The organism is Paenibacillus sp. P36 (assembly GCF_045866505.1).
GTDB classification, from domain to species: domain Bacteria; phylum Bacillota; class Bacilli; order Paenibacillales; family NBRC-103111; genus Paenibacillus_E; species Paenibacillus_E chondroitinus.
Genome location: NZ_AP038372.1, coordinates 7,276,954 through 7,303,944 on the forward strand (window position 1 = coordinate 7,276,954; position 26,991 = coordinate 7,303,944).

A 26,991-nucleotide genomic window follows, 5' to 3' on the forward strand; every position below is an offset into this window, starting at 1 on the left:
TCTGCAAAAAGTGCCCTAATTTACCTCAGCATCTATAAGTATGCCTCCTCGCGCCTACGCGAACCCTATAGGCGAAAGGTGTGAGCGAATGAGTAAACTCTCAGCCGTGCTTCTCCTGCTTGGACTAAGCTGGTGCGGCACAGCACAAGCGAGCATGGAAGATGACATCCTGGAAGCTATAGCCCGACAGCCAGCTCCTTCTCAAGATCCTGACCCCCTCTATGCCAAATGGAGCCGAGTCGCATTCCATGAAGCTGGCAAAGTATACACGTTGCTAGATTATAAGTATTTGGGACATTCCCGTGTAGCGCCAGGGGTGGATCAGCAGCAATTTCGCTTCTGGGTTCGACATCAGGGCGTTGAATTCCCGCTGATCGTATCCATACGATATGACCCTGTGTCGGAAAAACTTTTTACCATTCAAATGGAACAAGAAAGAAGAGGGAACTTACAGATCTTATAGATCTGCAGGCTTCCCTCTTCTTTTGTGCTGATTCTGCCGCATCTTGTCTTCCGTTCCCTGCTCGCTGGCCGCAAAGATGATTTCATGTTTAATTTCATCCGGTAAATACTGCTGCTGCACATAATGCCCCGGATAATCATGCGGATACATATATCCTTTGTGCCCGAGCTTCTCCGCTCCTTTGTAGTGCGTATCGCGCAAATGAAGCGGCACGTCCGCAGATTTAACGCGCTCCATCATCTGTTCGGAACGCGAGATTGCAATCGGGATGGAATTCGATTTGGGACTCTCCACCGCGAATAAAATTGCCTGGGAAATGACGTACTTCGATTCCGGCCAGCCAATCTTGTGGTACGCGTCCATGGCCGTCACAGACTGCACCATGGCCTGTGGGTTGGCCAGGCCGATGTCTTCACTACTAGCGACGATAAGGCGCCGCAGGAAGGTCATAGGGTCCATGCCGAGCTTCTCGACGGCATACAAGAACCAGAACAGCGCGGCGTCACTGGAGCCGCGTACGCTCTTGTGAAAAGCGGACAAGACGTCATACTGCGTCGACTCGTCCGCTTTCACGATGGGGCGGCGGATCGACTCTTCCGCCACCTCCAGCGTGATCCGAACCGTACCATCCGGTTCGGGCGAGGTCGTGAGCGCTGCCAGCTCCAGCGCGTTCAAAGAGCGGCGGATGTCGCCAACGGCCATCTGCGCGATATGCTCCAGCGCCTCCTCGTCCACGTGGAGGCGCATGAAGCCGAGCCCCTTGTCGGGATCGGCGATGGCTCTTCGCATGGCGATGAGCGCATGCTCCGCCGTGAGGGGCTCGAGCTGAAACAGCGTCGAGCGCGACAGCAGAGCCCCGTTCACATGGTGAAACGGGTTCTCTGTGGTCGCCCCGATGAAGATGAGGATGCCCTGCTCTACGGCAGGGAGCAGCGCATCCTGGCGCGAGGTGTTGAAGCGGTGCACCTCGTCCAAGAACAAAATCGTCTTGCGGCCGTACATCGCTTTATTGGTCTTGGCGAGCTCGATGATCTCTCGCACATCTTTGACCGAAGCATCGACCGCGTTCAGCTTCATGAACTCTCCCTTTGTCCGGTTCGCGATGATATTGGCGAGAGTTGTCTTCCCTGTGCCCGGCGGACCATAGAGCAGGATGGAGCTCACCTGATCGGCTTCAATGGCTCTGCGCAGCAGCTTGCCTTTGCCGACAATTTGCTCTTGCCCGATGTATTCGTCCAGCGTTGTTGGCCGCATACGGTCGGCGAGCAGCTTGCCGGTCGGTTCTTGCGATGAGGCATATGTAAACAAGTCCATGTTGGTTATTCCTTTGCTTTGGGTTTAAATAGACTGTTTCCATTATACGCCTCATGGGGTAGACTGTCATGTCTTGTGTGAGGTGGCTACTGAGCTGGTGTTTAAAATGAAATTCTTCAATTCCTACAGTAAACAGCTAGGAATTACTTGGAAATTGGGCATTCTGTCGGAATTTGCTGCTTGTTGAGAATTTCTCTGGTCTAACGGACTGAGGTAACTCTATTTGCTGCTTTTGGGACAAATTTTACTTCTAACGGACTCACGAGTCGTTAAACGCCTTGGAATTGCCTGAAACTACAACAAAACCATTAAATAACGCCTCCTCAGTCCGATAGTTCTACAATTCTAGCTCATTTGGCTAAAATAACGGCTGCTGAGTCCGTAAAAAGAATGGCTACTCTCTAAATAACGTGAGGTAGGTGTAGAGCTGGGTCGAGGGGTTTACATCTAGCGCTTGCAAGCTGCACGCGGCTCCCGAATGCAGCAACTCCTTGTTCCAAAGCACCACGCCTCCCCACCACTTTCCAAAACAGAAAGGGGCTACCTCAACAGATCATCCCTGACCTGTTAAGATAGCCCCTCATCTTTATTTCTTCGAACCAATCTCCAGAAGATCTTTCACGGCCACGCTGACCATGATCAATCCCGCCACCGGAGGAACGAAAGCGTTGCTCGCCGGAGGCTGCTTCGCTTTGCGAATTTCTGGCGCATTCGCTGGTACGATTTGTTGCGTAACGTCTTCACGCGGCTTCATCGGCTCTTCGGTGGAAAAGACGACCTTTACGCCTTTTTTGATGCCTTCTTTGCGCAGCTTCTGGCGCACGACCCGAGCGATTGGATCCATGCTTGTTTTGGAAATATCCGCAACTTTGAATTGCGAAGGGTCCATTTTGTTAGCGGCTCCCATGCTGGAGACGATCGGAATCTTCCGCTCCAGGCACTGTTTGATCAGATGAATTTTATAGGAAATGGTGTCACTGGCATCGAGCATGTAATCGATGTGATGAGCGAACACTTCCTCGTAGGTTTCCTCTGTATAGAACATCCGCATCGAAATAACATCGCATTCCGGATTAATCAGTTTGATCCGATCGCGCATCAGATCAGCTTTGGGCTGCCCTACGGTCGTTGTAAGGGCATGAATCTGACGGTTAATATTCGTGATGTCGACAACGTCCTTGTCGATCAGAATAAGCCGTCCGACCCCTGTACGCGCCAATGCTTCTGCAGCGATTGAACCGACACCGCCAATGCCTAGGACAGCGACGGTGCTATTTTTCATAATATCTAGACCTTCAGGGCCAATGGCTAGTTCAGTCCGAGAAAATTGGTGAAGCATAGAAACACGTCCTCTTCTATGTTCTTAGGCTTTAGCAGGTTGCTTAAGCGCTAAGCGAATCGACAATTGATCAAGCTGTTTGTCATCTACAGTTCCCGGTGCATCCATCAACAGGTCCGTCGCGCTTGCTGTTTTCGGGAATGCAATCGTTTCTCTCAAGTTGGTACGGCCTGTGATCAGCATCACCAAACGGTCGAAACCGAAGGCGAAACCGCCATGTGGTGGCGTTCCATATTCGAACGCATCAAGCAAGAAGCCAAATTTCTCTTGTGCTTCTTCATTTGAGAAACCAAGTGCTGCGAACATTTTCTCTTGCACTTCACGTTGGTAAATACGCATGGAACCGCCGCCTACTTCATAACCGTTCAAAACAAGGTCATACGCTTGAGCGCGAATTTGACCTGGGTCTGTGTCAAAGAAGTGAATGTCGTCTTCATTAGGACGCGTGAACGGATGGTGCTCTGCGACATAACGTTTGGCTTCTTCGTCGTATCCAAGCAGCGGGAAGTCTACGACCCATGCATACTTGAACTTGGAGTCGTCGATAAGTCCGAGTTGACGACCGATTTTCAGACGAAGGTTGCCTAGAACATCGGCTACGACTTTCTTTTTATCCGCGGAGAAAAGAAGTAGATCTCCTTCTTCAGCGCCTAGACGCTCTGTCAGAGCAGCAATTTCAGCTTCGTTAAAGAATTTCACGATAGGCCCTTTGAATTCGCCGTCTTTGACTTGAATCCAAGCTAAGCCTTTGGCCCCGTAACGCGCCGCGAATGGCAGCAGGTCATCGATCTCTTTACGGCTCCAAGTACCGCAGCCTTTGGCATTCAGCGCTTTCACTTGGCCTCCGCCTTTAACCACATTCGCAAATACTTGAACGCCGGAAGTTTGCACGATATCCGATACATCTTCAAGCTCTAGCCCGAAACGAAGATCCGGTTTGTCTGAACCGTATTTCGCCATCGCATCCGCATACGTAATCCGTTGGAAAGGACGCGGAATTTCGACTTGTGCCGTCTCTCTCATCAAGTTCACGACAAGCTCTTCCAAAATATCCAGCAATTGATCTTGCGCCAGGAAGGAAGTCTCAATGTCGACTTGTGTAAATTCCGGTTGACGGTCTGCACGAAGGTCTTCGTCGCGGAAACAACGTGCGATTTGGTAGTAACGTTCCAGACCACTAACCATCAATAGCTGTTTGAAAATTTGTGGAGATTGCGGCAGCGCGAAAAATTCACCCGGGTGAACACGGCTTGGCACCAAGTAATCACGAGCGCCTTCCGGTGTGCTTTTTGTCAAAATCGGTGTTTCCACTTCTACGAATCCTTGGTCATCCAAGAAATTACGGAAAATTTTGGACGCTTTTGAGCGAAGCATTAACGTTCTTTGCATTTCCGGACGGCGAAGGTCCAAATAGCGGTATTTCAGACGAACGGCTTCATCTACTTCCACACCGTCTTCAATGAAGAACGGAGGTGTTTTGGCTGCATTCATGATTTCGATTTCCGTTACTTGAATTTCAATTTCACCTGTCGGGATATTTTTATTAACCGTTTCGGCATCACGCTCTACGATTTTCCCTTTTACAGCAAGCACATATTCGTTACGTGCACGGTCAGCAATCGCTAGAGCATCCCCTGAGAAATCCGGGTTAAATACGGTCTGTACAAGCCCGCTGCGGTCGCGAAGATCAATAAATAATACCCCGCCTAAGTCACGTCTTCTTTGTACCCACCCGTTTAGAATAACAGTCTGTCCTACCTGATCTTTCGTAAGCTGCCCGCAATGATGTGTTTTGAGCATCATAATGTTGTTGCCTCCTCATGAGTAATTAATCATTAAATACTATCTATTCGAATAGTGTCTTTGCAGCATTTGAAGCAAGATCCACTAAACTTACAATGACTTGAGAACCTGTTTCCATCTGCTTCAGCGTAATTTCGCCGCGGGCTAACTCATCGTCTCCGAGAATCGCCACATATTTCGCTTGAAAACGATCTGCTGATTTCATTTGCGCCTTCAATTTGCGCCCTTGGTAGTCCTTCTCGGCTTTGAGGCCTTGAACCCTTAACTGGTGCAGCAGCTTCGTGACTTCCTTCTCGGCAGGCTCGCCTAATCCGATCAGGTATACATCAAGCGGCTCCGGTTTCGGGATCTCAACACCTTGCGCCTGCAGCACAAGCAGAATGCGTTCCAGACCTAGCCCCAAGCCTACCCCTGGCTGATCCGTGCCATGCCCGCCAATTTGCTCAACGAGACCGTTGTAGCGCCCGCCGCCGCCAATTGTATCGATAGCCCCAATACCGGCTGCTTTGTACTCAAAAGCGGTGTGTGTGTAATAATCAAGCCCGCGCACTAGGCGAGGATTCACCCGATAGGGAATGTCCATAGCGGTTAAGTGCTCGCGAACCTGTGCAAAGTGTGTCGAACATTCTTCGTCCAAATAATCCAGAATCTCAGGAGCGCCTACCCCATACTTCTGATCGGTTTTGCAGTCAAGGATGCGCATCGGGTTGCGATCATAACGGGACTGGCAATCTTTGCAAAGCAAGTGTTTCACTGGTGCAAAAAATTCCTGCAGCTTCTCGCGGTAAACCGTTCGAACGGAAGGCGTGCCCACGGAGTTAATTTCAACGGTTACTTCTTTTAACCCAATTTCCTTGTAAAACGTGTATCCCAGTGCAATGACTTCGGCGTCAATGCTTGGATCTACGGATCCGAAAGCTTCAATCCCGAACTGGTGGAACTGACGGTATCTTCCGGCTTGCGGCTGTTCATAGCGAAACATCGGTCCCACATAGAACAGCTTCGTCAAATCTGGCACTCCATATAGCTTATTTTCTACATAAGCCCTAACAACGCCGGCTGTCCCTTCCGGACGCAAGGTCATGCTGCGATCGCCTTTATCCATAAAGGTGTACATTTCTTTCTCGACAATATCCGTCGTTTCTCCGACACCTCTGGAGAAAAGCTCCGTACTTTCGAAAATCGGCGAACGAATTTCTTTGTAGTTAAATCGTTGACATAAGTCTCTTGCTTTGCTTTCCAGGTACTGCCACTTCTCCACTTCGCCGGGAAGCAGGTCCTGCGTGCCTTTTGGCTTTTGAATGCTCATGTGTTCAACCTCCCTTTATCTGTCGCTCTTGGTTATATAACAAAAAAATCCCCCACCCCCGACGTTCGTCAGGGACGAGAGATTTGATTAACAAATTCACCCGTGGTACCACCCACATTCAGATCGTCTGTTCTCGCACCATAGGCACAATAAACAGAAATCTGCTCTTTACGGTTAACGCCCGCGAATACGCACTGCCACTACTAGACGGTCATAAATCGACATGTCGTTCCCAACAGGTCCTCGGGGAGGTCTTTTCGTTCGCTCATCATAGGAAGCTCGCAGCCTGGACTTCCTTCTCTGATAATGTGGAGGCGAAATACTTTATCCCTTCAACGGATCACAAAGGTATTGAATTATTGTTTATTGTAAACATTGGCAGAAGTAAAGTCAAGAGATATACGTCCACTTGACTTAGCGCCGCCTTCATCTAATTAATGAGAGTCTGCCCATTTTTGCAACTCGTCCATAACAGGCTTAAGTCCTTTTCCTTTAGCTGTCAATTCATACTCAATACGAACCGGAGTTTCCGGGTACACGTGTCGGACAATGATCTCTGCAGCCTCAAGTTCTTTAAATCTCTCCGAAAGCATGCGATCGCTCATACTTGGGATAAGCACGGATATATCTTTAAACCGCTTCGGCCCCGTCAACAAGACATGTACGATGAGCCCCGTCCAACGCTTTCCCAGAAGTTCAAATGCATTTTCGAATTTCGGGCACAGTTGGTAGTCTTCCATATAAATCATCTCCTTATAAACAATTTTAACATAGTCGCTTGACAAAAGTAAGTGCTGCGTAATAATATACTAACATAAAGTAAGTAATTAAATAAAATTTATTTAAAGAGGAGTAGTTAGTCATGGCTTTAGGTCTTCTTCTTATTCGTTTGGTGTTAGGTTTAACAATAGCCGCGCACGGCACACAGAAAGTATTTGGATGGTTTGGTGGGTATGGACCAAAAGGCACTGGAGGCTTTTTCGATTCCATCGGCATTAAGCCCGGTGTCCTGATGGCCGTCGTTGCCGGTTTGTCGGAAATTGCAGGCGGATTGCTCTTTGCTGCAGGGCTTTGGACACCATTTGCGGCTGCACTTATTATCATTACTATGCTTGTTGCTATTGTAAAGGTTCATAACAAAAGCTATTGGTCCACTTCTAATGGGTTCGAGTACAATTTGCTTTTGATTGTGGCGGCACTGGGCGTCGCGCTTATCGGTGCAGGCGACTATTCTCTGGATGCTTTATTGTAAAAAATGAAGAAATGGGCTATCTCCTTAAGTCAGAAATGACTCGATGGATGATAGCCCTTTTCTATTTCGATGGCGAAACATGAGCCCATCTTACAAAAGAAAATAGCCTGCAGCACGAGTGGCGGCAGGCCTCTAGACAATATATAAATTAAAGGGGGTCGAGCTTTATTATATCCATGGTTGATTAACGCAGTATGAAATTTAAATTACAATTTCATTACAGTGTTTTCCCTGTATTTTCAATCATTTTCATTTTGCTCCCCTCGTATATTCAGCCTTTTTTCCACATATACATTACAACAAGGCAAATGGCCTTGAATTTATCATCAGGAGGCTGTAACAATGACAACACAAAACGAGTTTCAAGAGGAACGGCAGGATCTAGTGGTGCTCTTCTCTGAGGAATCCGAAACCGAAGCTGAAGTTGAAGACGATGTAGCCGAAGAAGCTGAAGCAGCCGAAGAAGAGGCCATTGAGGATTCGGACGAAGCCGAAGAAGCTGAAGAAGCAGCTGAGGAAGAAGAAGTCGAAGCGGAAGAAGAAGCGGAAGTTGATGCCGACGAGGAAGCCGAAGTAGATAGTGATGATTCTGCCGAAGAAGATGCGGAAGAATCTGCGGAAGCCGAAGAGGATGCATCAGAAGCTGACTGAATTTTGTAAGCGCAGTCAAAACTTCCATTGGCTTCGAAAAAAAAGATAAGAGCCTTATCGCCACATGCAACTACGGCGTAATAAGGCTCTTATTTGTTATTTATTAAGGTTTGCCGGTTAGGCCAACCTTCAGATCTTTGATAAGCAAGTATACGTCACCGTTCGTTAACTTTTGATTGTCTGCTATTAGCTTCAATGAAGCATCGGTCAACAGCTTATTCTCTATTAGCTTTGCTTGCGCCTCTTTGGATGTAGCCGTCAGTCCCAAAGCTTGTGTTATCGTATAAGTGGCTTGTTCAAGCGATAACGGGATTTTATCAGCATTCTCCATCTTCGCGATGGCCTGCGATACATCCCCTTTGAAGGCATCAGGCTTCATTTTTTTCGCGCCGCTCACGAGATTGACCATCCGTTTCGGATTCGCGGGGTCATCCAAGTGAAAATTGTTGTCGTACGCACCGGAAGCCAAGCCAAGCATAAGAGCGGATTTCAGCCCCTCGTAAGCTTTATGCTCCATAAAAGGCTGCGGCTTGAGCGTTATCGGATGAATCTCCATCCCTTGTTTGTTCAACTGCTCCTGCAGCTTCGCAATCACTTCTTTGGATGCCGATAGCTGGCGGAACGTCATCTTCTCCTGCTTCGCGAACATCGCTGCAGCTCCTGCGGCTTCCCCTTCGGCCATGCCTGTAGGCATAACGCGCGCGCTTCCATGCGGCAATGTATCGTAACTGGCGGCTCTACCTACTACAAGCAGTCCATCCACCTTCTGAGGCACTAGGCTGCGGAACGGGATCGCGTACTGCTTCGGTTTACACACAACGTTACCGTTATCGGTGGGAGAGATCCTTTGAATATCCACTGGATAAGAACCGAATCCAATTCGGTCCCATTGATCATTGTTCGTACAAACGTCAACAATGCTCAGTCGGTATTCCCCTTGCATATGACGCGTTTCCCGAACATATAGCTCTGGTGCAGATCCATCTAGTTCAAGGCTTGCAAATTCAGGGAAGTTTTTTTGCATATAAGATAAAATATTAGGCAGTTCTTTTTTCCCGATGTCAAAAGCTTCTTGAACAGCTTTCGGATCAAAGGTATCAACTCCGAAAATTTGCAAGGCATTAATAAGGACGGTATTGTCATTTTCCCTACCCATATTAAGCCCTCTCATCTTGGCTCTTTCTTTGTTAAGAGGCGGGTACTTACTCATCTCCCCATAACCAAATACACTTACATCATTGACTCCTGTATCCGGATTATTATCCCCGTTCAGCCTTGTGGCCATCAGGTTCCAAACTTCCGGTGTTACGTTTTTCAAACGAAACGCAAGCGTCACGGCCATTTTGGAATTCGGATCCCCGATATCCTCGTGTCCGATCGTAAACGGCACTCCTGCTGCTGCCGCTAAATCTCCATCCTGCGTCGCATCGATAACCGAAGCTGCCTTCACGACTTGCGTACTGCCGTCTTCGAGTGTAATCGTAGCGCCTTGCACAGCCTTTTTATCTTGAGAAAGGAGCGGATCGATCTTCTTCGTTTTGAGCAGTACATCGATTTTAGATTCATTTTTAACCAAATCATAGAACGCATTCGCGGCTGTATTCACATCGAAGGAATCCCCTTCAATTTTGGCATACCACTCGGAGAAGAAGCCTTTGTTGAAGACATCATCTTTCCCTAAAAGGTTCTTGTTTGGAGCATAGTTCATATCAATGGAGTTAATCCAGCCCAGTGTCATTAGCCCTCCCAGAATCTCACGATTCCGTCCATCCACCAGAAGGGTAGTTAACCCATTACGCGCAGCCGAAACAGCCGCAGCAACCCCCTCAGGATCGGTACCAACGACAATGACATCATACGCTTCTTTTGTTTTCTTTACGGATTTCACTTCTTCAATTTCTTGCTTCGCCTTAGTCTGTCCACCGCTTATGTGGTGTTTATATTGATAATACAAAGACGCCGCAGCCCCCAGCACCGCGAGCAGAATCAAGATTCCCATCAACCAAAGCCATCCTTTGGAAGCGGAATTGTTACGATTCGGATTTGCCATTAAAACGAAAGCACCCACCTTGTCCCCTGCTTTTCATACAGCTTACCGGTTGAAGGTTTGATAAGCTTTCTTGAGCAGTCGATTATTTTGTCAACCAAAAACATCACTTGTTAGTTTACCACATTTTAAAGGCGTAGAGAAATCCTGCCACATTGCCTCATCCTACAAATAAAGCCCCGCATTGCTGACGAGGCAGCGCGAGGCTTTACGATTAACGATATGATTTCTTGGGAATGCTTTTCATTTTCTCCTGATCGGATGTGAACTCTGCGCTAATTTCAACGTCGGCTAACGCCGGTGCCTGACTCATCCGTTCGGCAAGTGTTGTATGCAGCAGTTGCTGCTCTGGCGCCGTCATGGCTTTGTGCTTGATCGATTGACGCATCTGGATGCTCCTAACTGCAAGAATATACAGTTTTAGTATATCCAGACTGTCCTCATCTTATCCTTTGCGCAAGAAGCAACCCGACTATTTACTATCGATGATCAAAGTAACAGGTCCCCAATTCGTAAAAGAAACATCCATCATTTCGCCAAATGCGCCTGTTTCCACTTGCAAGCCCTGAGCGCGAAGCAGCTCGTTGAACTTATCATACAACGGTTGTGCAATCTCAGGTCTAGCTGCTGACATGAAGTTGGGCCGTTTCCCTTTGCGGCAATCCCCATACAAAGTAAACTGGGAAACGGACAAAATTTGGCCGCCTGTCTCCAGCACGGAAAGATTCATTTTACCGGTCTCATCTTCAAAAATGCGCAGTCCGGCTACTTTGTCCGCTACATATTTCGCATCCTGCTCGGTATCGTCGTGGGTGATGCCGACTAGCAGCATCAGACCCTGCTCGATCTGTCCGACAGATGCTCCATTCACAGTTACTTCGGCGCGCTTGCACCGCTGAACAACTACTCTCATGGTTTCTCTAAATCTCCTCACGTTCGTTCACAGCCGCAAGCTTAGCTTTGCATAATGCGCTGAACGGAATAAACGTCTCTTACACGTTTGATCCTCTCGACAACGGATTGCAGATGATCAATATTTTTGATCAAAATGGTCATATGAACCGTTGCCATCTTGTTTTTATCCGATCGGCCTGAAACCGCTGAAATACTCGTTTTGCTTTCTGAGACAGCCTGAAGCACTTCGTTCAAGAAATCTCGACGGTCATGGCCTGTAATCTCAATTTCCACATTGAAATTGGATTCGATGGCTTCACACCAATCAACCTCAATGACCCGTTCCTCTTCCCCCATACTTGTAGGGATATTCGTACAATCCGCCCGGTGCACGGACACGCCGCGTCCTCTTGTAATGTAGCCGATGATCAAATCACCGGGAACCGGATTACAACAGCGGGCAAAGCGCACAAGCAAGTTGTCCACGCCCTTCACCTTTACGCCGTTGGTTGGACGGCTTTTCCGTTCGGTTGCGCTTGGCGACTTAACTTCTTTAACCTCCGTAGTGAGCTGAAGCACCTGAGCTTCTTCGGCTTCCTTACGCAGCTTCTCTGTAAGCTTCGTACAAATTTGAGCGGCTGTAATCCCGCCAAACCCGACGGCAGACAGCATGTCTTCAATGTCGTTAAAATTGAACTTTTTTGCCGCTTCGAGCATTTTCTCATCGCTCATCAGTGTCGGCGGATCAATGGCCAACCGCTTGAGCTCGCGCTCAATCATGGTTTTCCCTTTTTCGACGTTCTCTTCGCGCTTCTCTTTCTTGAACCACTGCTTGATCTTACTGCGGGCGTGGGACGATTGCGCGAGTTTGATCCAGTCCTGACTTGGTCCATAAGAATGTTTGGACGTCAAAATTTCAATGATATCCCCTGTTTTCAACTTGTGATCCAAGGGGACGATGCGGGAATTGACTTTGGCGCCAATTGTTCGATTACCGACCTCCGTATGAATACGGTAAGCAAAATCCAAAGGTACTGAACCGGCCGGAAGCTCGATGACCTCGCCTTTTGGCGTAAACACAAAGACAAGATCGGAGAAGAAGTCCATCTTCATGGATTCCATAAACTCTGAAGCATCATTCGTTTCATGCTGAAGCTCCAAAATTTCACGGAACCAGCTCATCTTGTCTTCAAACGTGCCTGATGGAACAACGGAGCCGCCTTCTTTGTAGGCCCAGTGTGCAGCAATACCGAACTCGGACGTTCTATGCATTTCCCAAGTACGAATCTGAACCTCCAGAGGTTCCCCCTTGGGACCAATCACCGTTGTATGGAGAGACTGATACATATTCGGCTTAGGCATAGCGATATAATCTTTGAAACGTCCAGGCATCGGTTTCCACAATGTATGAATAATACCCAAAGAAGCGTAGCAATCTTTGATGCCATCGACAATTACGCGCAGCGCCATGAGATCATAGATCTCATTAAACTGTTTGCCGCGGGAGCTCATTTTTTTATAAATACTGTAGAGATGTTTGGGCCTTCCGGAGATATCTCCCTGGATTCCCATCTCATCCAGCTTTTCTTTGATACTGTGGATCACATCTTCAATATATTGCTCACGCTCGGTTCGCTTCTTCTGCATCAGATTCACGATCCGGTAATACTGCTGAGGATTCAAATAACGGAGAGCGATATCCTCCATTTCCCACTTGATGGTGGAAATCCCGAGCCTATGTGCAATCGGACAGAAAATCTCCAGCGTTTCCTCCGCTATGCGGCGCTGGCTTTCCTCCGATTGGTACTTCAATGTGCGCATGTTGTGCAGCCGATCCGCCAGTTTAATCAAAATAACGCGGATATCCTGCGCCATAGCGACAAACATTTTGCGGTAGTTCTCATTCTGCTGCTCTTCCTTGGATTTGAACTTAATCCGTTCGAGCTTCGTCAAGCCGTCTACAAGCATTGCGCAGGTTTTCCCGAATTTATCTAGAACAGTTTCGAGTGAAACTGTTGTATCTTCAACGACATCATGCAGAAGCGCCGCGATCACCGAAGTGACGTCCATCTGCATGTTCACCAGTATATCTGCAACAGCGAGTGGATGCAGAATATAGGGCTCCCCCGATTTGCGCACTTGGCCATGATGGGCTTCATCCGCGAATTCATAGGCCTCCCGTATCCTCTGCAAATCATTCTCTTTCAGATAGGTGGCTGCCTTCTCTAACAGCTGCTCTATACCCATGCATCTACCCATTCCCTTTAGAGGTTGTTTAAAAAGCGAACTTTTCAAACGCTCATCTTTAGTCGATTTTTATTCATTATGCCTGCAAGGCAGGCTCCGCGTCAACTATGCCATGCTAACCTTTCGACAAAAAACATCATTTTGCCTAAAATCCTTTGAAATATTCCTTCCTTACGGCCTATATCTATGTACAAAAAAGAATCGAATATGACATTCGATTCTTCGCTTATTTTAATATTGAACTAAGGAAACCACATCTATACCATTAAACTTATTTCTGCCTTCCAAATAGGAAAGTTCAATCAAGAACGCTGCCCCAACAATATCTCCGCCAAGCTGTTGAATCAAATCGATCGACGATTGGATCGTTCCGCCTGTTGCCAGCAGGTCATCGGCAATTAGAACTTTTTGACCAGGCTTAATGGCATCCTTGTGCATGGCTAGTTTATCTTTGCCGTATTCCAAGGCATAATCCACTTCAATGGTCTCGCCTGGCAGCTTACCGCTTTTGCGAATCGGAATAAAACCTACGCCAAGCGCATAAGCCAGCGGAGCGCCGATGACGAAGCCGCGAGCTTCCGGTCCCGCGATGACATCAATTTCTTTCTCTTTGACCATTTCTTTCAATTGATCAATGGCTTCTTTGTAAACAGCACCGTTTTGAAGAAGCGTGGTGATATCTTTGAAACGGATTCCCGGTTGCGGGAAGTCTGGGATAACGCGAATGTACTCTTTGAAATTCATATAATTTCCTCCAATATGTGGTTTTCTTGCTTGATATGCTGGGCAATCCACTGCTCTAATTCTTTGGCTGAAGAATACATCACAACAGATTCAACTTCTTGACGATTCATTCTATGCTGATAAATGCGGGATGCTGTAAGATCTTTCTTGGCAGGTGATGCATGCAGTTTAACGAAAGCCCCTTGTCTTTCAATAAACGCTAACTCCTCAAACACGGATAAAATGAATTGAATCATTGCTGGTGACAAGCCCGATCTTTTGCTGAATGAGGCCATTAGACGGGCATCCTGCACATTCAACGAACCCTCTTTTTGCAATGTGCCGTACATCATCTTGAACATCTCACGAGAAGGCAAGGTGCTTCCGCTATCAGGTCCTAACTCTGCGAAAACCGGATAACAACGCATCATGCCAAGGGCTTGCTGTAACACACCTTGTAAGCTGACTAAACTCCTTGGGATCGTGTACAGAATGATATCCTTCATATGAGCAAAATCCAGCTGACTGGCTGTTTCATTGCCTGGCCGTAGAAGGCCGCTGTCTTGAACGACCCAGTAAGGGATCGCTTCGCCAATTTGAAAAGCTGTGGCAGCAAAAGCTTTCACATCCGTTTCGTCGAAGAGCACGATACCAGGCACTTGATTCTTCGCGTTGCTTGTTGCCAGGTTATTTTGAAGCATATTCAGCTTGGCGCTTAATTGACCCGCTCCACGCCAATCAAAGAGCTGCATATGCGTGATCTTCAAATCCTGCATAACAATTTGCGGCTTGCGGACGCCGTTCCACTCATTGATGGACAGCTCGCCAAGCACGTCGACTTTTGCTGCTTGAGTGATGAGTCCAGCCAGACTGCCTTTGCCGAATCCAACGGCTTCCACCGAGCAGCTTACTTCATCTTTGGCCTGAGAGAGCGCGAGCTTCAGATGCTGCTTCTCTTTGCCCATGGTCCGGATGTCATCCAGCGATAAATCGGTGAACATGAACCTGGGCGCGGGATTGCCCATGCCAAATGGCGCAAGCTTCTCCAACCCTTCGATGCTGGCAATCGGAACATCGGGCAAGCTGCATACAGCGTCTGCCTTCAACAGCGGGATATAATCCTGCTCCGTCAATGTCGCAGCTGCAAGCTCATTCAGCTTTTGCGTGAAAGCCTCCAAATGGTCTTTGCTTAAACTCATTCCAGCTGCTGCTTGATGGCCTCCATAGTGGTCTAGCCACTCTTCACAGACGGTCAAAGCCTTGTGTAAATCAAAACCGGCAATGGAACGTGCTGATCCTTTGGCAATTCCTGTCTGCGGATCTATACTGAGCACCAGGGTCGGCCGGTAAAATTTATCCACGATTTTGGAGGCTACAATGCCGACAACGCCCACATTCCAGCCTTCCTTCGCAACGACGATCACTTTGTCCAAACCTTTGGCCTGCTGCTCCTCTGCGAGAACAAAGGCTTCTTTCACCATCTCTTCAACGATAAGTTGACGCTCTTTATTCAGCATATCCAATTCAAAAGCAATTTGCTCCGCCTCGGTTTCATTGGACGTCGTCAACAATTTAACCGCGATATCCGCTGCTTCCAGTCTTCCACTGGCATTGATTCTTGGTGCGAGCGAGAAGCCGATGTGACCTGCTGTCACTTCCTTGCGTTCAATGCCTGAGACGCCAATAAGCGAACGGAATCCTGCGTAAGCCGAGTCCTGCATGCGCTGCAGACCTTGTTTGACAATTAAGCGATTCTCGCCATTCAGCGGCATTAAATCCGCTACTGTGCCAAGCGCCGCAAATTCCAGCAGTTCCTCTGGCAGCCTATCCAGCAAAGCGTGTGCCAGCTTCAGAGCAACACCGACACCGGCAAGGTGCTTAAAAGGATAAGGACAGCCGGGCTTCTTCGGATTGATCACAGACAGAGCCTGTGGCAAGTGCTCCGGAGGCTCGTGGTGATCCGTCACGATGACATCTATGCCTAACTCTTCACAGTAGGCGATTTCTTGAACGGCACTAATGCCTGTGTCCACGGTAATTAATAGATCTACGCCTTGCTCTTTGGCCAAATCAATCGCTGAGCGATTCAGACCATAGCCTTCACGAATGCGATGCGGGATATACGTATCGAACCGGGCGCCTAAGCCTGTGAGCAAATGATGCATGAGCGAAGTGCTGCTAACGCCGTCTGCATCATAGTCCCCATATATGCGAATAAATTCGTTGTTCTGCAGTGCTTTCCGGATACGTTCAACAGCCGGGAGCATGCCGTCAAGCAAATAGGGATCATGATAATACTGAACTCCGCCGTGCATGAATTGTTCGGCTTCAGGTACCGTCCGAATGTCTCGGAGAACAAGCAGTCGGGCCACAAGCGGGTCGATCTGCAGCTCGCGCACAAAAGTTTCTATGAGCATTTCATCCGCATGGCCAATGCTCCATCTTGCCTTTGGTGCTAGCACTTGTGTGTCCTCCTTAGCGTTTTGCTGTGCAAAACTTTCTTCGTGCTTATTACAAAATTAATGAATAACGGACGGGAGCTCGCTGAGCTCTGAATCCGTAGAATGTTTGTAGGGATAGCCGGCATCATAAGGAGCCACGTGCACAAACACATCCGAAACATGATGGAATCTTTTCATCAGCTGCTGTTTAATCCTTTTGGAAACTTCATGCCCTTCCCAAACCGTTACCCTTGGATTCACGCTGATTTTGACCGTAACCACCACATAATGTCCGTGCTCTCTGGCTCTTAAGTCATCTACAGTGATTACACCTTTAATCAACTGCACAACGGCAATCAAATCGTCAGCATCCTCTTGCTGTAGAACGTACTCTTGCTTCCTATGTAAAGCTTCCTTGACAAGCGAATACCCCATTTTCAAGATCATAAGAGAAATGATAATTCCTGTTATCGGATCCAAATAGGAAAGGAATGGGACCTGCAAAACGTTGGCGAGTGTTGCGCCGAATACCCCGATCAGAGCCACAATAGTAGAGTATATATCGGAACGGTGCCCTCTGCTATTAGCAATTAATTCCTGAGAGCCTATACGTTTGCCTAACCGGCTCACGTATTGATACATGATTTCTTTGACGACTAGCGAAAGTCCAAGTGCAGCGAGCGCGTAATTCTTGTCAGTATGTTCCTCGGCAGACCCTAAGGCATGAATCGCTGAAATCCCCATCTCGATTCCTATAATAAGAACGATAATAGCCAACAGAATACTTGCAATAGACAGATTCTTTTCTGGACTTTGGGCATCCAACTCCTCTGGAGGCTGCTGATCTGATCTCACCCGAATCAGTGCTGCGGATGAAGCTATGGCTCTTGATGCCGAATGTGCGGCATCCGCTAACAAGGCTGAGCTCTGCGCCATAATCCCAACAATACCTTTCAGACACGCAAGAGCTGCATTACTGGCGATGCCGCCCCATACCGCAAGCTCCGTTTTTTGAAAACGCTCGTCTTTCACGCTGACACTCCCCCTGAACGGATACAAAGGCCGCGCAACATTCACGCGGCCAGTTATTATGGTTATTACGCTGCAGCTTTCTTTTTAGAACTCCGTAACGATTTTCTTTTCAAGAGGTACCACAGAGAACAAGCAATAACGATGGAGGAGTAAGCACCGCTCGTTAATCCGACCAGCTTCGCAAGTGCGAACAGCTTGATGGACTCGCTTCCGAAGATGTACAAGCAGCCAGCGGCAATTAATACCACGAGAACGGTATTGATATTACGCGCCATCGTCTGCCAAATACTGTCGTTAACCAAGGCAACGAGGTCTTCGTCCGTTTTGAGCTTAGCGAATCTGAGATTTTCACGGATACGGTCAAAAATAACGATTTTATCATTGATGGAATAACCGATCGTCGTCAAAACCGCCGCCAAAAATGGAAGATTGACTTCCAGACGGAAAATCGCAAAAACCGCGATAACCATGAATGCGTCGTGAAGAATGGCAATAATCGCAGCAATCGCAAAACGCCATTCGAAACGGATACTGACATACACACAAATCAATACGCTGGCAATCGCTACCGCATATACGGCTTTCAACAGCAATTCTTTGGCCAACTGAGGATCTACGGTATTAATCTCTTTGGAAACATCAACGCCGTAAGCCGTTGCAAATGCTTTCTGAATTTTATTCACCGCGTCGTCGTTCAGCACGTCATCGAAGCGGATTGAGACGCGATCACTGTTATTCCCGCCGATTGTCGGGTCCGCATGGTGCGATTTCACATCGCCGCTCGTTGACAGACCGTTCAGAATCTCATCGACTTTGGCTTTATCCAACTGCTTGCCTACGACCAGATCGATATTCGTTCCTGCTTTGAAATCGACCCCGAAGTTCATCCCCGAAAACAGCATGACAGCTAATCCTATGATAAGAAGAGCAATCGAAATGCCAAAAAATTTGTTGCGCGATCTTACAAAATCAAACTTATTCTTAGAGTCCACGGATTTCTGCCTCCTTCACGCCGAAATAACTTGGCTTTTTCAGCAAGTTGCCTCGTATGATCAGATGAAGCAGCCATCTGGAGAAAAGAACGTTGGTTAAGATACTAATGATAATACTTAACATTGTAATAACCGCGAATCCGCGGATTGCGCCGTTCCCTACATAGTAAAGAACAATACCGGCAATCAAGTTCGTAACGTTAGCGTCCATGATTGTACGGAAGGAATGCTTGGAGCCTGCTTTCAAAGAGGAAAGGATGCTCTTGCCCGCGCGAATTTCTTCACGGATTCTCTCGTATGTAATAATGTTCGCGTCAACTGCCATACCTGCTCCCAGTACTAGGGCCGCAATACCCGGCAACGTTAAGGTTGCATTCATAAAGTCGAAGACCGCAAGAAGAACCCAAACGTATGTAATTAGCGTAAACGCCGCAACAAGCCCCGGTGCACGATAGTACAGTACCATGAAAAGGAAAATCAGGATCGATGCAATCAGCCCAGCGCGCGCTGTTTGGTGCAAGGATGCTTGTCCTAACGTCGCGTCAACACGTTGAATATATTTTTCCGTTAACTTTAGCGGCATAGCCCCCAAGTTAATCATTTTCGCTACTTTAGTCGCTTCCGTTACACTTGTTTGTGTAATGATAGCGGAATCACTGTCGATCGGGAAATTAACGGATGCCGTCGATTGCACTTGATCATCCAGATAGATGGACAATGTGCTTCCAACAAGCTTTGTCGTAACTTCCTTGAATTTCTCTCTGCTTTTCATTTTGATCTCTACGATCGGCTGTTTCGTATTCGGATCGTAGCTTAATTTCGCTGCGTTCTCCACGAAATCGGTACCATTCATGTAGACTGTCCCATCCGGACCTCTGAAGGTAAGAACAGATGGCTTGGACATCAAAGTTCTAACTTCTTCCTCGTTCTCCACGCCTGCCAGACGCACACGAATCCGGTCTGATCCTTCTGGATAGACTTCAGGCTCTGCTACACCAAGGGAGTCAGCCCGTTTGGCAAGACTTTCCGCTGCTTGCGTAAGCGTTTCCTGCGTTAAAGGCTGCCCAGCCGTTAGAGGCTCCGCGGTGTACAAAATTTCAAATCCGCCTTTTAAATCCAAACCAAGCTTGATTCGTTCTACAAGTCTAGGGCTTGTTGCTCCGATTGCGCCGAGAACAATAACAACCGTTAGAAAAAAGAACGATATTCTTTTCCAATCCAGCATCTCTTGCTTGTCTCCCTTCGATACTCAATATGCCTATTATATACAGGTCTGAAAATCGAGTCAATTTAAGTCGTTACATGAAAAAATAAGCCCTATTCTTAGAATTGGGCCCCTCTATACATGCTTATCGTTAGCCAGTTCATAAACTGGGTCGATTTCAGTGATAAAATGTCATTCACGATTTGATGAAGAGAAGGGACACCCGTTTTACGGTATTTATCACTCACACAATCCCAGATCTCTTTTCCAGTGACATGTTCATAGCCAAGCAGCACAAACTCCTCAACTTTGCTTAGACAGAGATTCTCGATGACCTCGCTCAATTCAAAATCGGAAAGTGTAACTTCCGCTTCTTCCTTGTCCGCGTGATGGGGGGCTGACTCACTTTCCTCTATCTGTTCGCTTGCCTTGTCCTCAGGATGATGAGGAACTTGATCATTATCTTCTCCATTCATAGAGAGATCCTCCTAAGGTCAGTTTATCATGGTTAACTTGACATATTATTCGATATTCACACCCCAATTTCCTGCTAGCTTTAACCTGTCCATAAAATGTTAGCATGAGCCTGACCAACTCTCGCATATCCATAAGGTAAGACAAGTATCGGAAGAGGGTATGGCATGACCAAGCAGTCATTTATCAGGGGCACGATGATTCTTTTGGCCGCAGGCATTTTGAACCGTATTCTCGGCTTCATCCCTAGAATTACTTTACCTCGTGTCATCGGCGCAGAAGGCATTGGCCTTTATCAAATGGGCTGGCCTTTCCTTTCCGTCATCTTGACGATCATAACGGGAGGCATACCTATTGCCATTGCCAAGCTGATTGCCGAGGCTGAAGCCGAGCATAATGAATCGAGAATTCGCAGCATTCTTCGAATTTCTTTAGTGATCACAATTGGCTTGAGCATCCTATTCACCATTGCTTGCGTCGCAGGAGCCTCTTGGATCACCTCCCATTTGTTAACCGATTCACGCGTTTATTACACCTTCTTGTGCATGAGTCCAATGATCCCGATCATCGGGGTTTCCGCTGTTTACCGCGGATACTTTCAAGGCAGACAGAATATGATTCCCACGGCCACGTCACAGATCATGGAAACGCTGATTCGCATTGTGATGGTGCTTGTCTGCTCGTATGTCATGATCCCATACGGGATCGAATATGCCGCCGCCGGCGCCATGGTAGGCGTTCTTGCCGGTGAGATTGGCGGTCTAGCCGTTCTGGCCATCCATTTCAGGTACGATAAGAAATCATCACCGAAACTTCCTGTCGCTCAGATCGGTACAACGAAAACGAATGGCCGATTGGCTAACTTACGGCGGATATTACGCATTTCCATTCCGATTACGGGCAGCAAGTTAATTGGGGCAAGCTCTTATTTATTCGAATCTATTCTCATTGCGCAAAGTCTAGCCATTGCAGGCATTGCCACTTCTCTGGCAACAGCGCAGTACGGTGCGCTGCAAGGTATGATTATCCCTATCATTCTGCTTCCGAGCGCACTGACGATGTCTTTATCGGTCTCGCTGGTTCCATCCTTAAGCGAAGCTGCTGCTCGCAAAGATATGAAAACGATCCATGCACGCCTGCACCAATCCTTAAGGCTGGCTTTAGTCACGGGTGCTCCGTTTGCTGTCATCATGTTCGTCCTGGCCGAACCCATCTGCAGGTATATGTACAATCAACCCGATGTTGGTATCATGCTCAAAATGATGGCTCCAATTGCCATATTCATCTATTTCCAGGCACCCCTGCAGTCGACTCTGCAAGCTTTGAACAAACCCGGATCCGCTTTAATCAATACCTTGATAGGCTCTACCGTCAAACTGATCCTCATTTATTGGCTGGCCAGCAAGCCGGAACTCGGCATTCAAGGAGCTGTTTTTGCGATCAATGTAAACATTGTGTTGGTTACGCTCCTACATTGGAACAGCGTTGTGCGTTTGTTGAAGTTTCGTATGGAGGGCAGTGATTTCGGCAAAATTGGAGCGGCTATGGTCCTCTCAGGTCTATGTTGTTACTTCATCATGTACATGCCATGGACTACCATTGAATGGCTCCGTTTTGTATCTTCGACTCTCGTAGGGTTTATTGTTTATTTGTTTTCGATTACGGTTTTCCGATTGATTCGTTTAAAGGACCTGACTCGGGTTCTGAACATGGGCAAAAAAATTATCCGCTAGCCTATCTTTTGCGGTCAAGAAACATTCTGCCTCTGTGATCAATGGAGCAGTAAAACACTTCTTTGAAATCGCGCGCTCCCTTGAATTGAAGCTGGTTTTTTAGCCAGAATCTCGTTTTGCCTATTTTCTCTAAGTTATCGTCCTGTACTTTGCCGTCCATAATGAGAGGCAGCGGTAGACCCTCATATCGAATCGTGCCTTTCAGGCCTTGTTCGTCAATCGCTGTCTCTTTCGCTTTCAAGCTTTTCTCCACTACGCTTAACTTCCCCGAGGGCTCAAGAACGGCAAACTCCACGTCTGCGACATTCATGATCTTATTTTGCCTGAGCTGCTGCATCAAGTCATCCAGGTTGTAACGGTGTTTCCTCATTTCTTCACGGTCGATCAATCCTTGTTTGATGATCACGCTAGGTTTCCCGTCAAATAGAATCCGGAGATTTCTATTTTTTAATGTGACATAGGCGATGATGATTTGGATCAGCACCAGTGTCGCCATCGGGACAATCCCATCCATGATTGGCTTCTTTACATCTTCAAGCACGAACACGGCAATCTCGGCAATCATAATCGAAATAACCAGATCAAACAGCGATAACTTCCCGATTTCCCGCTTCCCCATCAGACGGAGCATTAGAAAAACGACAAAGTAGATCAGCACGGTACGTAAAAAAATGGTCAGAATATCCATCGATAGCCTCCCTGATCTAAGCTTCTTGCTTGTTCTCGGAGTTCACTGGTATTCTGACCGCTCATGCACTTCATCATGCAGATTTTACGTATTCAATTGTTGGGAATTACAACAGAAATAGCTTGAAATAGATCGTAGCTACGATGAATAAAACCAAGGAGATCGGCCCTGCAATCATGAAATAATTCCGGGGATTAAACCCTCCTCCTTCTTGCTCCGCGAGTGCTGCGGCATACATGCTTGATATCGAACCGAAGAGCGTAACCCCGCTTCCAATCGCGGTTCCAATAATGATGGACCACCACAGAGGTTGAATGGATGTTTGAGAAAAACTCTGCATTTCTGTTCCTATATGTTCTATCACAGGAATCATCGCCGCGGTGTATGGCACATAATCCACAACCGATGAACCAAACCCCGTCAACCATAACAAAAGCATGGATAAAAATGACATGGAGCCTTGGCTCAATTCCAATCCTCTAACAGCGATGAATCCCGATATCCCGGCATACGTTAGTCCGCCAACCATAATAAACAATCCTAGAAAAAACAATCCTTGTGTTTCTAGTACCCCACTCCAAAAGGAACGGTAGTCTCTCTTTTTGAAAAGCTGAATGAGGTCCTGATAGTTAAGCGCGATTAGCGCTACTGCCCCACTTGCAGCAATATAGGAGGCTTGCCACCCCAAAATACCTTGCAGTAAAAAAGCAAGCAGCGTTGCCCCGGCAATGGCGTTGCCACCGATAAATTGGACGCGGTCTTCCGTTAAGTAGGTTTCGGGCTGCAAACTAAGCACCTCCCGCTTGTACGTTTCAGGAATAATCATTTTCCTTCCATAGAGAAACCAGATTGCTAGATAGACGATGGCCAACATGAGAATAACAAGCGGTCCGATTTTGATCAGCATCTCCCCTGTTGTTATATGCTCAGCTGCACCTATCAACCTATTGGACCAATTGCCCATAAGCGTTGCTGCGCCACCGAGATTCGCCGATAACAAGACAGAAATCAAAAAAGGTACAGGCGACAGTTTCATCATCTTCGTCGTTTTGAGCAGGATTGGAACGATAACAGCGACGGTGAGCAAAGCGTTTAATAAGGCAGAACTTACAGCGGCCAGTACCGACAAACCTATTAATATCGTAAAAGGCTGTAACCGAAACACGCGTATGATTTTGCTTGCAGCGAATGCGATAAGTCCTGTTTTCTGAAATAGACCGGCAATCACAAATAAACTAACAAGAAATAAAAGAACATGCCAATTTGCGTATGTTGTAAGCGCCTTTCCAATTGGAACAATGCCCAGAAGAAGCATCAGGATGGCTCCTCCAAGCGCCGTATACATACGGTCCCACTTCTCAATCAAGATACAAATATAAGCGGCAACAAAAATAATAAGTGCTGCAATAGCCTGCCACAGAGCGGGTCCTTGAGAAAATTCCATCATAATTATTCACCTTCCCTTTGAACAGTCTGTACTAATTCTATGTGCTTGGCCATACAATGATGATAATGAAAAGAACGAATTAAGAAAGGATTGGTGCCTGTGAACCCCATGAAAACGGTCAGTCAGGTTCGAATAACATCACCATTATTTTCCGGACTTGCCTATTCATTAAGCATGATGACAATTGGGACAATAGTAACATCATTATTTTTGCTGCTAACTAGCACACAAGAGAGTTCCTTGCATACGTTAACTACGATTATCCATGCTGCAGCACTGTTTATTGGAGGCTGGGTTTCAGGCAAAAGAGCCGGTAACCGCGGCTGGTACCACGGGGGACTCGTCGGATTCGTCTATTTTATCCTTATTTTCTTGGTTGGCTTTCTAGCTTTTGACGCAGGATTGAATCTTCAATCCCTGCAATTGCTCGGTATTTTATTTGCAGCAGGAGCACTTGGAGGCATCCTTGGCGTTAACACGACGAAATAAGACGTTTCCGTGAAAATTCACTATCCCCCTTTGATTGTGGTATACTATCATAGTTATATTCGCAATAATTTCCAATATTAGGGGGAAAACACCATGAGCCCGTTTCAGTCTATGACACATGCGACGGTCTATATAGTAATTACTGTCATCGTCTTTCTAATTGCCGCAACACGCAAAAATCCGTTCGTTATCGCCGGAAGCTTCGTTCAAGAAATATTTACATCCCGCAAGTATTTAATCCACTTCGCAGCACTCATCACAATCCTTTTTTTCAACAAACTTGAGATGTGGGTCGAGAAACGAATTGACTATAAAGCTGATTTTACCAAATCCATCTATAGCATAGAAGGAAACTTTGTTTCTGCGATTCAACATTTCTTCCACAATGATATATTGACCGTGATTAGCAGTTATTTCTACGTCGTGATCTTTCCATCCGTCATGATTGCATCCATTGCTCTTTATACATTTCAGAAAAATTATAAATTATTCTACGCGATTTGTTACGCGCTCATGTTCAACTATATGATAGCCATTCCGTTTTATCTGTTCTTTCCAGTTAACGAAGTCTGGTCGTTTCATCCCAATGTTAAGCTGCTTATTCTCGATGTATTCCCAACCTTCGAGCAGGACTATCGCCCACTGTCGGGATTGGATAATTGCTTCCCTAGCTTGCATACGTCGATCTCCGTATCGATGGCCGTCATTGCTGTGAAGAGCCGCAATACATTTTGGAAAATTTTCGTTCCGATCTCCTCAGCTTTTATCATTTTCACGATTTTCTATCTCGGTATCCACTGGTTATCCGATATGTGTGCCGGTGTCGTGCTAGGTGTTGTAGCCGCAAGATTGGGACTGCGCATTTCCGAAGGACGCCTGGTTTTTGGAGAACAAGTACTGCTTAAACGATCTTTCAAAAATAATGAGCTTTAAAAGCCAAACAAAAAGCGAGAGCCTGATGAAGGTTCTCGCTTTTTTATTTTATTCCTTTGCTGTTGTTTGTGAAACAGCATTGATGGCAGAACGATCAAAAGTCATTTTCGTTGCATCGTTGACACGAAGCACACAAATGTCGTCAGTGATCTCCATAATCGTGCCGTGAAGACCGCCAATCGTAACGACCTTATCTCCTTTTTTCAAAGAGCCGAGCATTTGATTGCGTGTTTTCTGTCTTTTTTGCTGTGGACGAATAAGTAAGAAATAGAGAACCACGAACATGAGCACTAACGGCCCGTATGTATACAAATATCCTACCGCGCCAGTATTCGCAGTTTCAGCTGCCAATTGAAACATAGGTATCCTCCTCTCTTAAAATCCTCTTTCATTATCATTCAGCCCATAAGAGGCAAAGAATTCATCACGGAAATCGAGCAAGCGATCTTCCATAATGGCCCCTCTGACATCGCGCATAAGCTGTAGCAGAAAGTGAAGGTTATGAATCGTTGTCAATCTGATTCCAAAGGTTTCATCCGCTTTAATTAAATGACGAATATATGCTCTGCTGTAATTTGTGCAAGTATAACATGAACATTTGGGATCCAGTGGGCCAAAATCCGTTGCATGCTTCGCATTCCGAATCACAAGACGGCCTTCGCTTGTCATGCAAGTCCCATTTCGGGCGATCCTTGTAGGCAGTACGCAGTCGAACATGTCGATCCCGCGGATAGCGCCTTCAATTAAGGCATCGGGTGAACCCACACCCATCAGATAACGCGGTTTGTTAGCCGGCATCAACGGTGCTGTATAATCAAGCACTTCATACATCAAATGCTTGGGCTCTCCAACGCTCAGTCCACCAATAGCATACCCCGGGAAATCCATGGAAGTCAACTGCTCCGCGCTCATTCTGCGCAGGTCCTCGTGCATCCCGCCTTGGATAATGGCGAATAAACCTTGATCTTCCGGTCGGCTGTGACTTTTCAGGCAGCGCTCGGCCCAGCGTGTCGTACGTTCCAATGATTTCTTCACATAATCGTACTCTGCCGGGAACGGAGGGCATTCATCGAAAGCCATCATAATATCGGAACCAAGCGCGTTTTGGATTTCCATGGCTACTTCCGGCGAGAGAAACAGCTTGTCACCATTCAAATGGGATTTAAACGTAACGCCTTCTTCGGTAATTTTGCGCATGTTGCTCAGGCTAAACACTTGGAACCCACCGCTATCCGTTAAAATAGGGCGATCCCAGTTCATGAATTTGTGCAATCCGCCTGCGGATTTCACGATCTCATGTCCAGGACGAATGAATAGATGATACGTATTGCTCAAAATAATTTGAGCATCCATCGTTTTCAACTCTTCCGGACTCATCGTTTTCACCGTAGCCTGCGTACCCACCGGCATGAAAGCCGGCGTTTCAATAACGCCATGCGGGGTGTGAACCCGACCCAAGCGGGCGCCGGATTGTTTACAAGTTTTGATCGGTTCGTACGTTACTGCTGCTGCCATT

The 26,991-nt window shown here is 47.0% G+C and carries 25 protein-coding genes; 6 read left to right on the forward strand and 19 right to left on the reverse strand.

Annotation, left to right across the window (positions count from 1 at the left end):
* The first annotated feature begins 88 nt into the window (after positions 1 to 88).
* The gene (locus ACKTT9_RS31845; protein ID WP_407869174.1) at positions 89 to 463 is read left to right on the forward strand and encodes a DUF3889 domain-containing protein; all 375 of its coding nucleotides are present in this window, start codon (positions 89 to 91) and stop codon (positions 461 to 463) included.
* On the opposite strand, the gene ACKTT9_RS31850 is transcribed toward ACKTT9_RS31845, so the two are convergent.
* The 5 genes from ACKTT9_RS31850 to ACKTT9_RS31870 form a co-directional block, all read right to left on the reverse strand.
* On the reverse strand, positions 458 to 1,777 hold the full coding sequence (locus tag ACKTT9_RS31850; RefSeq protein WP_407869175.1) for a replication-associated recombination protein A: 1,320 nt from the start codon (positions 1,775 to 1,777) through the stop codon (positions 458 to 460). The genes ACKTT9_RS31845 and ACKTT9_RS31850 overlap by 6 nt on opposite strands.
* Positions 1,778 to 2,363: 586 nt before the next feature.
* Positions 2,364 to 3,116: a ThiF family adenylyltransferase gene (locus tag ACKTT9_RS31855; RefSeq protein WP_157319184.1), complete on the reverse strand. Its 753-nt coding sequence runs from the start codon at positions 3,114 to 3,116 to the stop codon at positions 2,364 to 2,366.
* 24 nt (positions 3,117 to 3,140) lie between these two features.
* On the reverse strand, positions 3,141 to 4,919 hold the full coding sequence (gene aspS / locus ACKTT9_RS31860; RefSeq protein WP_407869176.1) for an aspartate--tRNA ligase: 1,779 nt from the start codon (positions 4,917 to 4,919) through the stop codon (positions 3,141 to 3,143).
* A gap of 43 nt (positions 4,920 to 4,962) precedes the next feature.
* On the reverse strand, positions 4,963 to 6,228 hold the full coding sequence (gene hisS, locus ACKTT9_RS31865) for a histidine--tRNA ligase (protein ID WP_127455346.1): 1,266 nt from the start codon (positions 6,226 to 6,228) through the stop codon (positions 4,963 to 4,965).
* 434 nt (positions 6,229 to 6,662) lie between these two features.
* Positions 6,663 to 6,968, reverse strand: coding sequence for a helix-turn-helix domain-containing protein (locus ACKTT9_RS31870; RefSeq protein ID WP_127455345.1), 306 nt, complete (start codon positions 6,966 to 6,968; stop codon positions 6,663 to 6,665).
* A gap of 122 nt (positions 6,969 to 7,090) precedes the next feature.
* On the opposite strand from ACKTT9_RS31870, the gene ACKTT9_RS31875 reads away from it, so the two are divergent.
* Together ACKTT9_RS31875 and ACKTT9_RS31880 are read left to right on the forward strand one after the other, a co-directional pair.
* Positions 7,091 to 7,480: a DoxX family protein gene (locus tag ACKTT9_RS31875; protein ID WP_407869177.1), complete on the forward strand. Its 390-nt coding sequence runs from the start codon at positions 7,091 to 7,093 to the stop codon at positions 7,478 to 7,480.
* Between the two features lie 342 nt (positions 7,481 to 7,822).
* The gene (locus tag ACKTT9_RS31880; protein WP_157319188.1) at positions 7,823 to 8,131 is read left to right on the forward strand and encodes a hypothetical protein; all 309 of its coding nucleotides are present in this window, start codon (positions 7,823 to 7,825) and stop codon (positions 8,129 to 8,131) included.
* Positions 8,132 to 8,234: 103 nt separating this feature from the next.
* Here the strand turns inward: ACKTT9_RS31880 and ACKTT9_RS31885 are convergent, their stop codons facing one another.
* From ACKTT9_RS31885 to ACKTT9_RS31930, 10 genes are all read right to left on the reverse strand, one after another.
* Positions 8,235 to 10,181 (reverse strand): FAD-dependent oxidoreductase, encoded by a 1,947-nt coding sequence (locus ACKTT9_RS31885; protein ID WP_407873156.1) that lies wholly within the window; start codon positions 10,179 to 10,181, stop codon positions 8,235 to 8,237.
* Between the two features lie 211 nt (positions 10,182 to 10,392).
* On the reverse strand, positions 10,393 to 10,566 hold the full coding sequence (locus ACKTT9_RS31890; protein WP_157319189.1) for a hypothetical protein: 174 nt from the start codon (positions 10,564 to 10,566) through the stop codon (positions 10,393 to 10,395).
* Between the two features lie 84 nt (positions 10,567 to 10,650).
* Entirely contained in the window at positions 10,651 to 11,091 is a 441-nt protein-coding gene (dtd, locus tag ACKTT9_RS31895) for a D-aminoacyl-tRNA deacylase (protein ID WP_407869178.1), read from the reverse strand.
* Between the two features lie 41 nt (positions 11,092 to 11,132).
* Positions 11,133 to 13,319 (reverse strand): bifunctional (p)ppGpp synthetase/guanosine-3',5'-bis(diphosphate) 3'-pyrophosphohydrolase, encoded by a 2,187-nt coding sequence (locus ACKTT9_RS31900; protein ID WP_157319190.1) that lies wholly within the window; start codon positions 13,317 to 13,319, stop codon positions 11,133 to 11,135.
* A gap of 231 nt (positions 13,320 to 13,550) precedes the next feature.
* Complete coding sequence (locus ACKTT9_RS31905) at positions 13,551 to 14,063, reverse strand: adenine phosphoribosyltransferase (RefSeq protein ID WP_157319191.1); 513 nt, start codon at positions 14,061 to 14,063, stop codon at positions 13,551 to 13,553.
* The gene (gene recJ / locus ACKTT9_RS31910) at positions 14,060 to 16,504 is read right to left on the reverse strand and encodes a single-stranded-DNA-specific exonuclease RecJ (RefSeq protein WP_407869179.1); all 2,445 of its coding nucleotides are present in this window, start codon (positions 16,502 to 16,504) and stop codon (positions 14,060 to 14,062) included. Before recJ ends, ACKTT9_RS31905 begins: the two co-directional genes overlap by 4 nt.
* A 57-nt stretch (positions 16,505 to 16,561) precedes the next feature.
* The gene (locus ACKTT9_RS31915; RefSeq protein ID WP_407869180.1) at positions 16,562 to 17,515 is read right to left on the reverse strand and encodes a cation diffusion facilitator family transporter; all 954 of its coding nucleotides are present in this window, start codon (positions 17,513 to 17,515) and stop codon (positions 16,562 to 16,564) included.
* 65 nt (positions 17,516 to 17,580) lie between these two features.
* Positions 17,581 to 18,507, reverse strand: coding sequence for a protein translocase subunit SecF (secF, locus tag ACKTT9_RS31920; RefSeq protein WP_407869181.1), 927 nt, complete (start codon positions 18,505 to 18,507; stop codon positions 17,581 to 17,583).
* Positions 18,497 to 19,729, reverse strand: coding sequence for a protein translocase subunit SecD (gene secD, locus ACKTT9_RS31925; protein WP_407873157.1), 1,233 nt, complete (start codon positions 19,727 to 19,729; stop codon positions 18,497 to 18,499). Before secD ends, secF begins: the two co-directional genes overlap by 11 nt.
* A gap of 101 nt (positions 19,730 to 19,830) precedes the next feature.
* Positions 19,831 to 20,187, reverse strand: a complete 357-nt coding sequence (locus tag ACKTT9_RS31930; RefSeq protein WP_407869182.1) for a post-transcriptional regulator — start codon at positions 20,185 to 20,187, stop codon at positions 19,831 to 19,833.
* A gap of 165 nt (positions 20,188 to 20,352) precedes the next feature.
* Between ACKTT9_RS31930 and spoVB the strand changes: the two genes are divergently transcribed.
* Entirely contained in the window at positions 20,353 to 21,918 is a 1,566-nt protein-coding gene (gene spoVB / locus ACKTT9_RS31935) for a stage V sporulation protein B (protein ID WP_407869183.1), read from the forward strand.
* A gap of 1 nt (position 21,919) precedes the next feature.
* On the opposite strand, the gene ACKTT9_RS31940 is transcribed toward spoVB, so the two are convergent.
* The gene (locus ACKTT9_RS31940; protein ID WP_127455334.1) at positions 21,920 to 22,606 is read right to left on the reverse strand and encodes a DUF421 domain-containing protein; all 687 of its coding nucleotides are present in this window, start codon (positions 22,604 to 22,606) and stop codon (positions 21,920 to 21,922) included.
* Between the two features lie 106 nt (positions 22,607 to 22,712).
* Positions 22,713 to 24,053 (reverse strand): SLC13 family permease, encoded by a 1,341-nt coding sequence (locus ACKTT9_RS31945; RefSeq protein WP_407869184.1) that lies wholly within the window; start codon positions 24,051 to 24,053, stop codon positions 22,713 to 22,715.
* 108 nt (positions 24,054 to 24,161) lie between these two features.
* On the opposite strand from ACKTT9_RS31945, the gene ACKTT9_RS31950 reads away from it, so the two are divergent.
* Positions 24,162 to 24,542, forward strand: a complete 381-nt coding sequence (locus tag ACKTT9_RS31950) for a TIGR04086 family membrane protein (protein WP_246238978.1) — start codon at positions 24,162 to 24,164, stop codon at positions 24,540 to 24,542.
* A 93-nt stretch (positions 24,543 to 24,635) separates the two neighbouring features.
* A complete protein-coding gene (locus ACKTT9_RS31955; RefSeq protein WP_407869185.1) occupies positions 24,636 to 25,475 on the forward strand; it encodes a phosphatase PAP2 family protein in 840 nt (279 codons plus the stop codon).
* Positions 25,476 to 25,523: 48 nt separating this feature from the next.
* Here the strand turns inward: ACKTT9_RS31955 and yajC are convergent, their stop codons facing one another.
* Together yajC and tgt are read right to left on the reverse strand one after the other, a co-directional pair.
* The gene (yajC, locus tag ACKTT9_RS31960) at positions 25,524 to 25,835 is read right to left on the reverse strand and encodes a preprotein translocase subunit YajC (RefSeq protein WP_407869186.1); all 312 of its coding nucleotides are present in this window, start codon (positions 25,833 to 25,835) and stop codon (positions 25,524 to 25,526) included.
* Positions 25,836 to 25,850: 15 nt separating this feature from the next.
* Positions 25,851 to 26,990: a tRNA guanosine(34) transglycosylase Tgt gene (gene tgt, locus ACKTT9_RS31965; RefSeq protein WP_127455329.1), complete on the reverse strand. Its 1,140-nt coding sequence runs from the start codon at positions 26,988 to 26,990 to the stop codon at positions 25,851 to 25,853.
* Between the last annotated feature and the right edge of the window lies 1 nt (position 26,991).

Bases quoted from the DNA above. Each gene is read 5' to 3' on its own strand.
- ACKTT9_RS31875 (WP_407869177.1), top strand. From the start codon at position 7,091: ATGGCTTTAGGTCTTCTTCTTATTCGTTTGGTGTTAGGTTTAACAATA.
- ACKTT9_RS31880 (WP_157319188.1), top strand. From the start codon at position 7,823: ATGACAACACAAAACGAGTTTCAAGAGGAACGGCAGGATCTAGTGGTG.
- ACKTT9_RS31905 (WP_157319191.1), bottom strand. From the start codon at position 14,063: ATGAATTTCAAAGAGTACATTCGCGTTATCCCAGACTTCCCGCAACCG.
- ACKTT9_RS31845 (WP_407869174.1), top strand. From the start codon at position 89: ATGAGTAAACTCTCAGCCGTGCTTCTCCTGCTTGGACTAAGCTGGTGC.
- ACKTT9_RS31945 (WP_407869184.1), bottom strand. From the start codon at position 24,053: ATGATGGAATTTTCTCAAGGACCCGCTCTGTGGCAGGCTATTGCAGCA.
- dtd (WP_407869178.1), bottom strand. From the start codon at position 11,091: ATGAGAGTAGTTGTTCAGCGGTGCAAGCGCGCCGAAGTAACTGTGAAT.
- ACKTT9_RS31930 (WP_407869182.1), bottom strand. From the start codon at position 20,187: ATGAATGGAGAAGATAATGATCAAGTTCCTCATCATCCTGAGGACAAG.
- ACKTT9_RS31885 (WP_407873156.1), bottom strand. From the start codon at position 10,181: ATGGCAAATCCGAATCGTAACAATTCCGCTTCCAAAGGATGGCTTTGG.
- ACKTT9_RS31850 (WP_407869175.1), bottom strand. From the start codon at position 1,777: ATGGACTTGTTTACATATGCCTCATCGCAAGAACCGACCGGCAAGCTG.
- yajC (WP_407869186.1), bottom strand. From the start codon at position 25,835: ATGTTTCAATTGGCAGCTGAAACTGCGAATACTGGCGCGGTAGGATAT.
- ACKTT9_RS31940 (WP_127455334.1), bottom strand. From the start codon at position 22,606: ATGGATATTCTGACCATTTTTTTACGTACCGTGCTGATCTACTTTGTC.
- tgt (WP_127455329.1), bottom strand. From the start codon at position 26,990: ATGGCAGCAGCAGTAACGTACGAACCGATCAAAACTTGTAAACAATCC.
- spoVB (WP_407869183.1), top strand. From the start codon at position 20,353: ATGACCAAGCAGTCATTTATCAGGGGCACGATGATTCTTTTGGCCGCA.
- ACKTT9_RS31955 (WP_407869185.1), top strand. From the start codon at position 24,636: ATGAGCCCGTTTCAGTCTATGACACATGCGACGGTCTATATAGTAATT.
- ACKTT9_RS31950 (WP_246238978.1), top strand. From the start codon at position 24,162: ATGAAAACGGTCAGTCAGGTTCGAATAACATCACCATTATTTTCCGGA.
- hisS (WP_127455346.1), bottom strand. From the start codon at position 6,228: ATGAGCATTCAAAAGCCAAAAGGCACGCAGGACCTGCTTCCCGGCGAA.
- aspS (WP_407869176.1), bottom strand. From the start codon at position 4,919: ATGATGCTCAAAACACATCATTGCGGGCAGCTTACGAAAGATCAGGTA.
- ACKTT9_RS31855 (WP_157319184.1), bottom strand. From the start codon at position 3,116: ATGCTTCACCAATTTTCTCGGACTGAACTAGCCATTGGCCCTGAAGGT.
- ACKTT9_RS31890 (WP_157319189.1), bottom strand. From the start codon at position 10,566: ATGCGTCAATCGATCAAGCACAAAGCCATGACGGCGCCAGAGCAGCAA.
- ACKTT9_RS31900 (WP_157319190.1), bottom strand. From the start codon at position 13,319: ATGGGTATAGAGCAGCTGTTAGAGAAGGCAGCCACCTATCTGAAAGAG.
- ACKTT9_RS31870 (WP_127455345.1), bottom strand. From the start codon at position 6,968: ATGGAAGACTACCAACTGTGCCCGAAATTCGAAAATGCATTTGAACTT.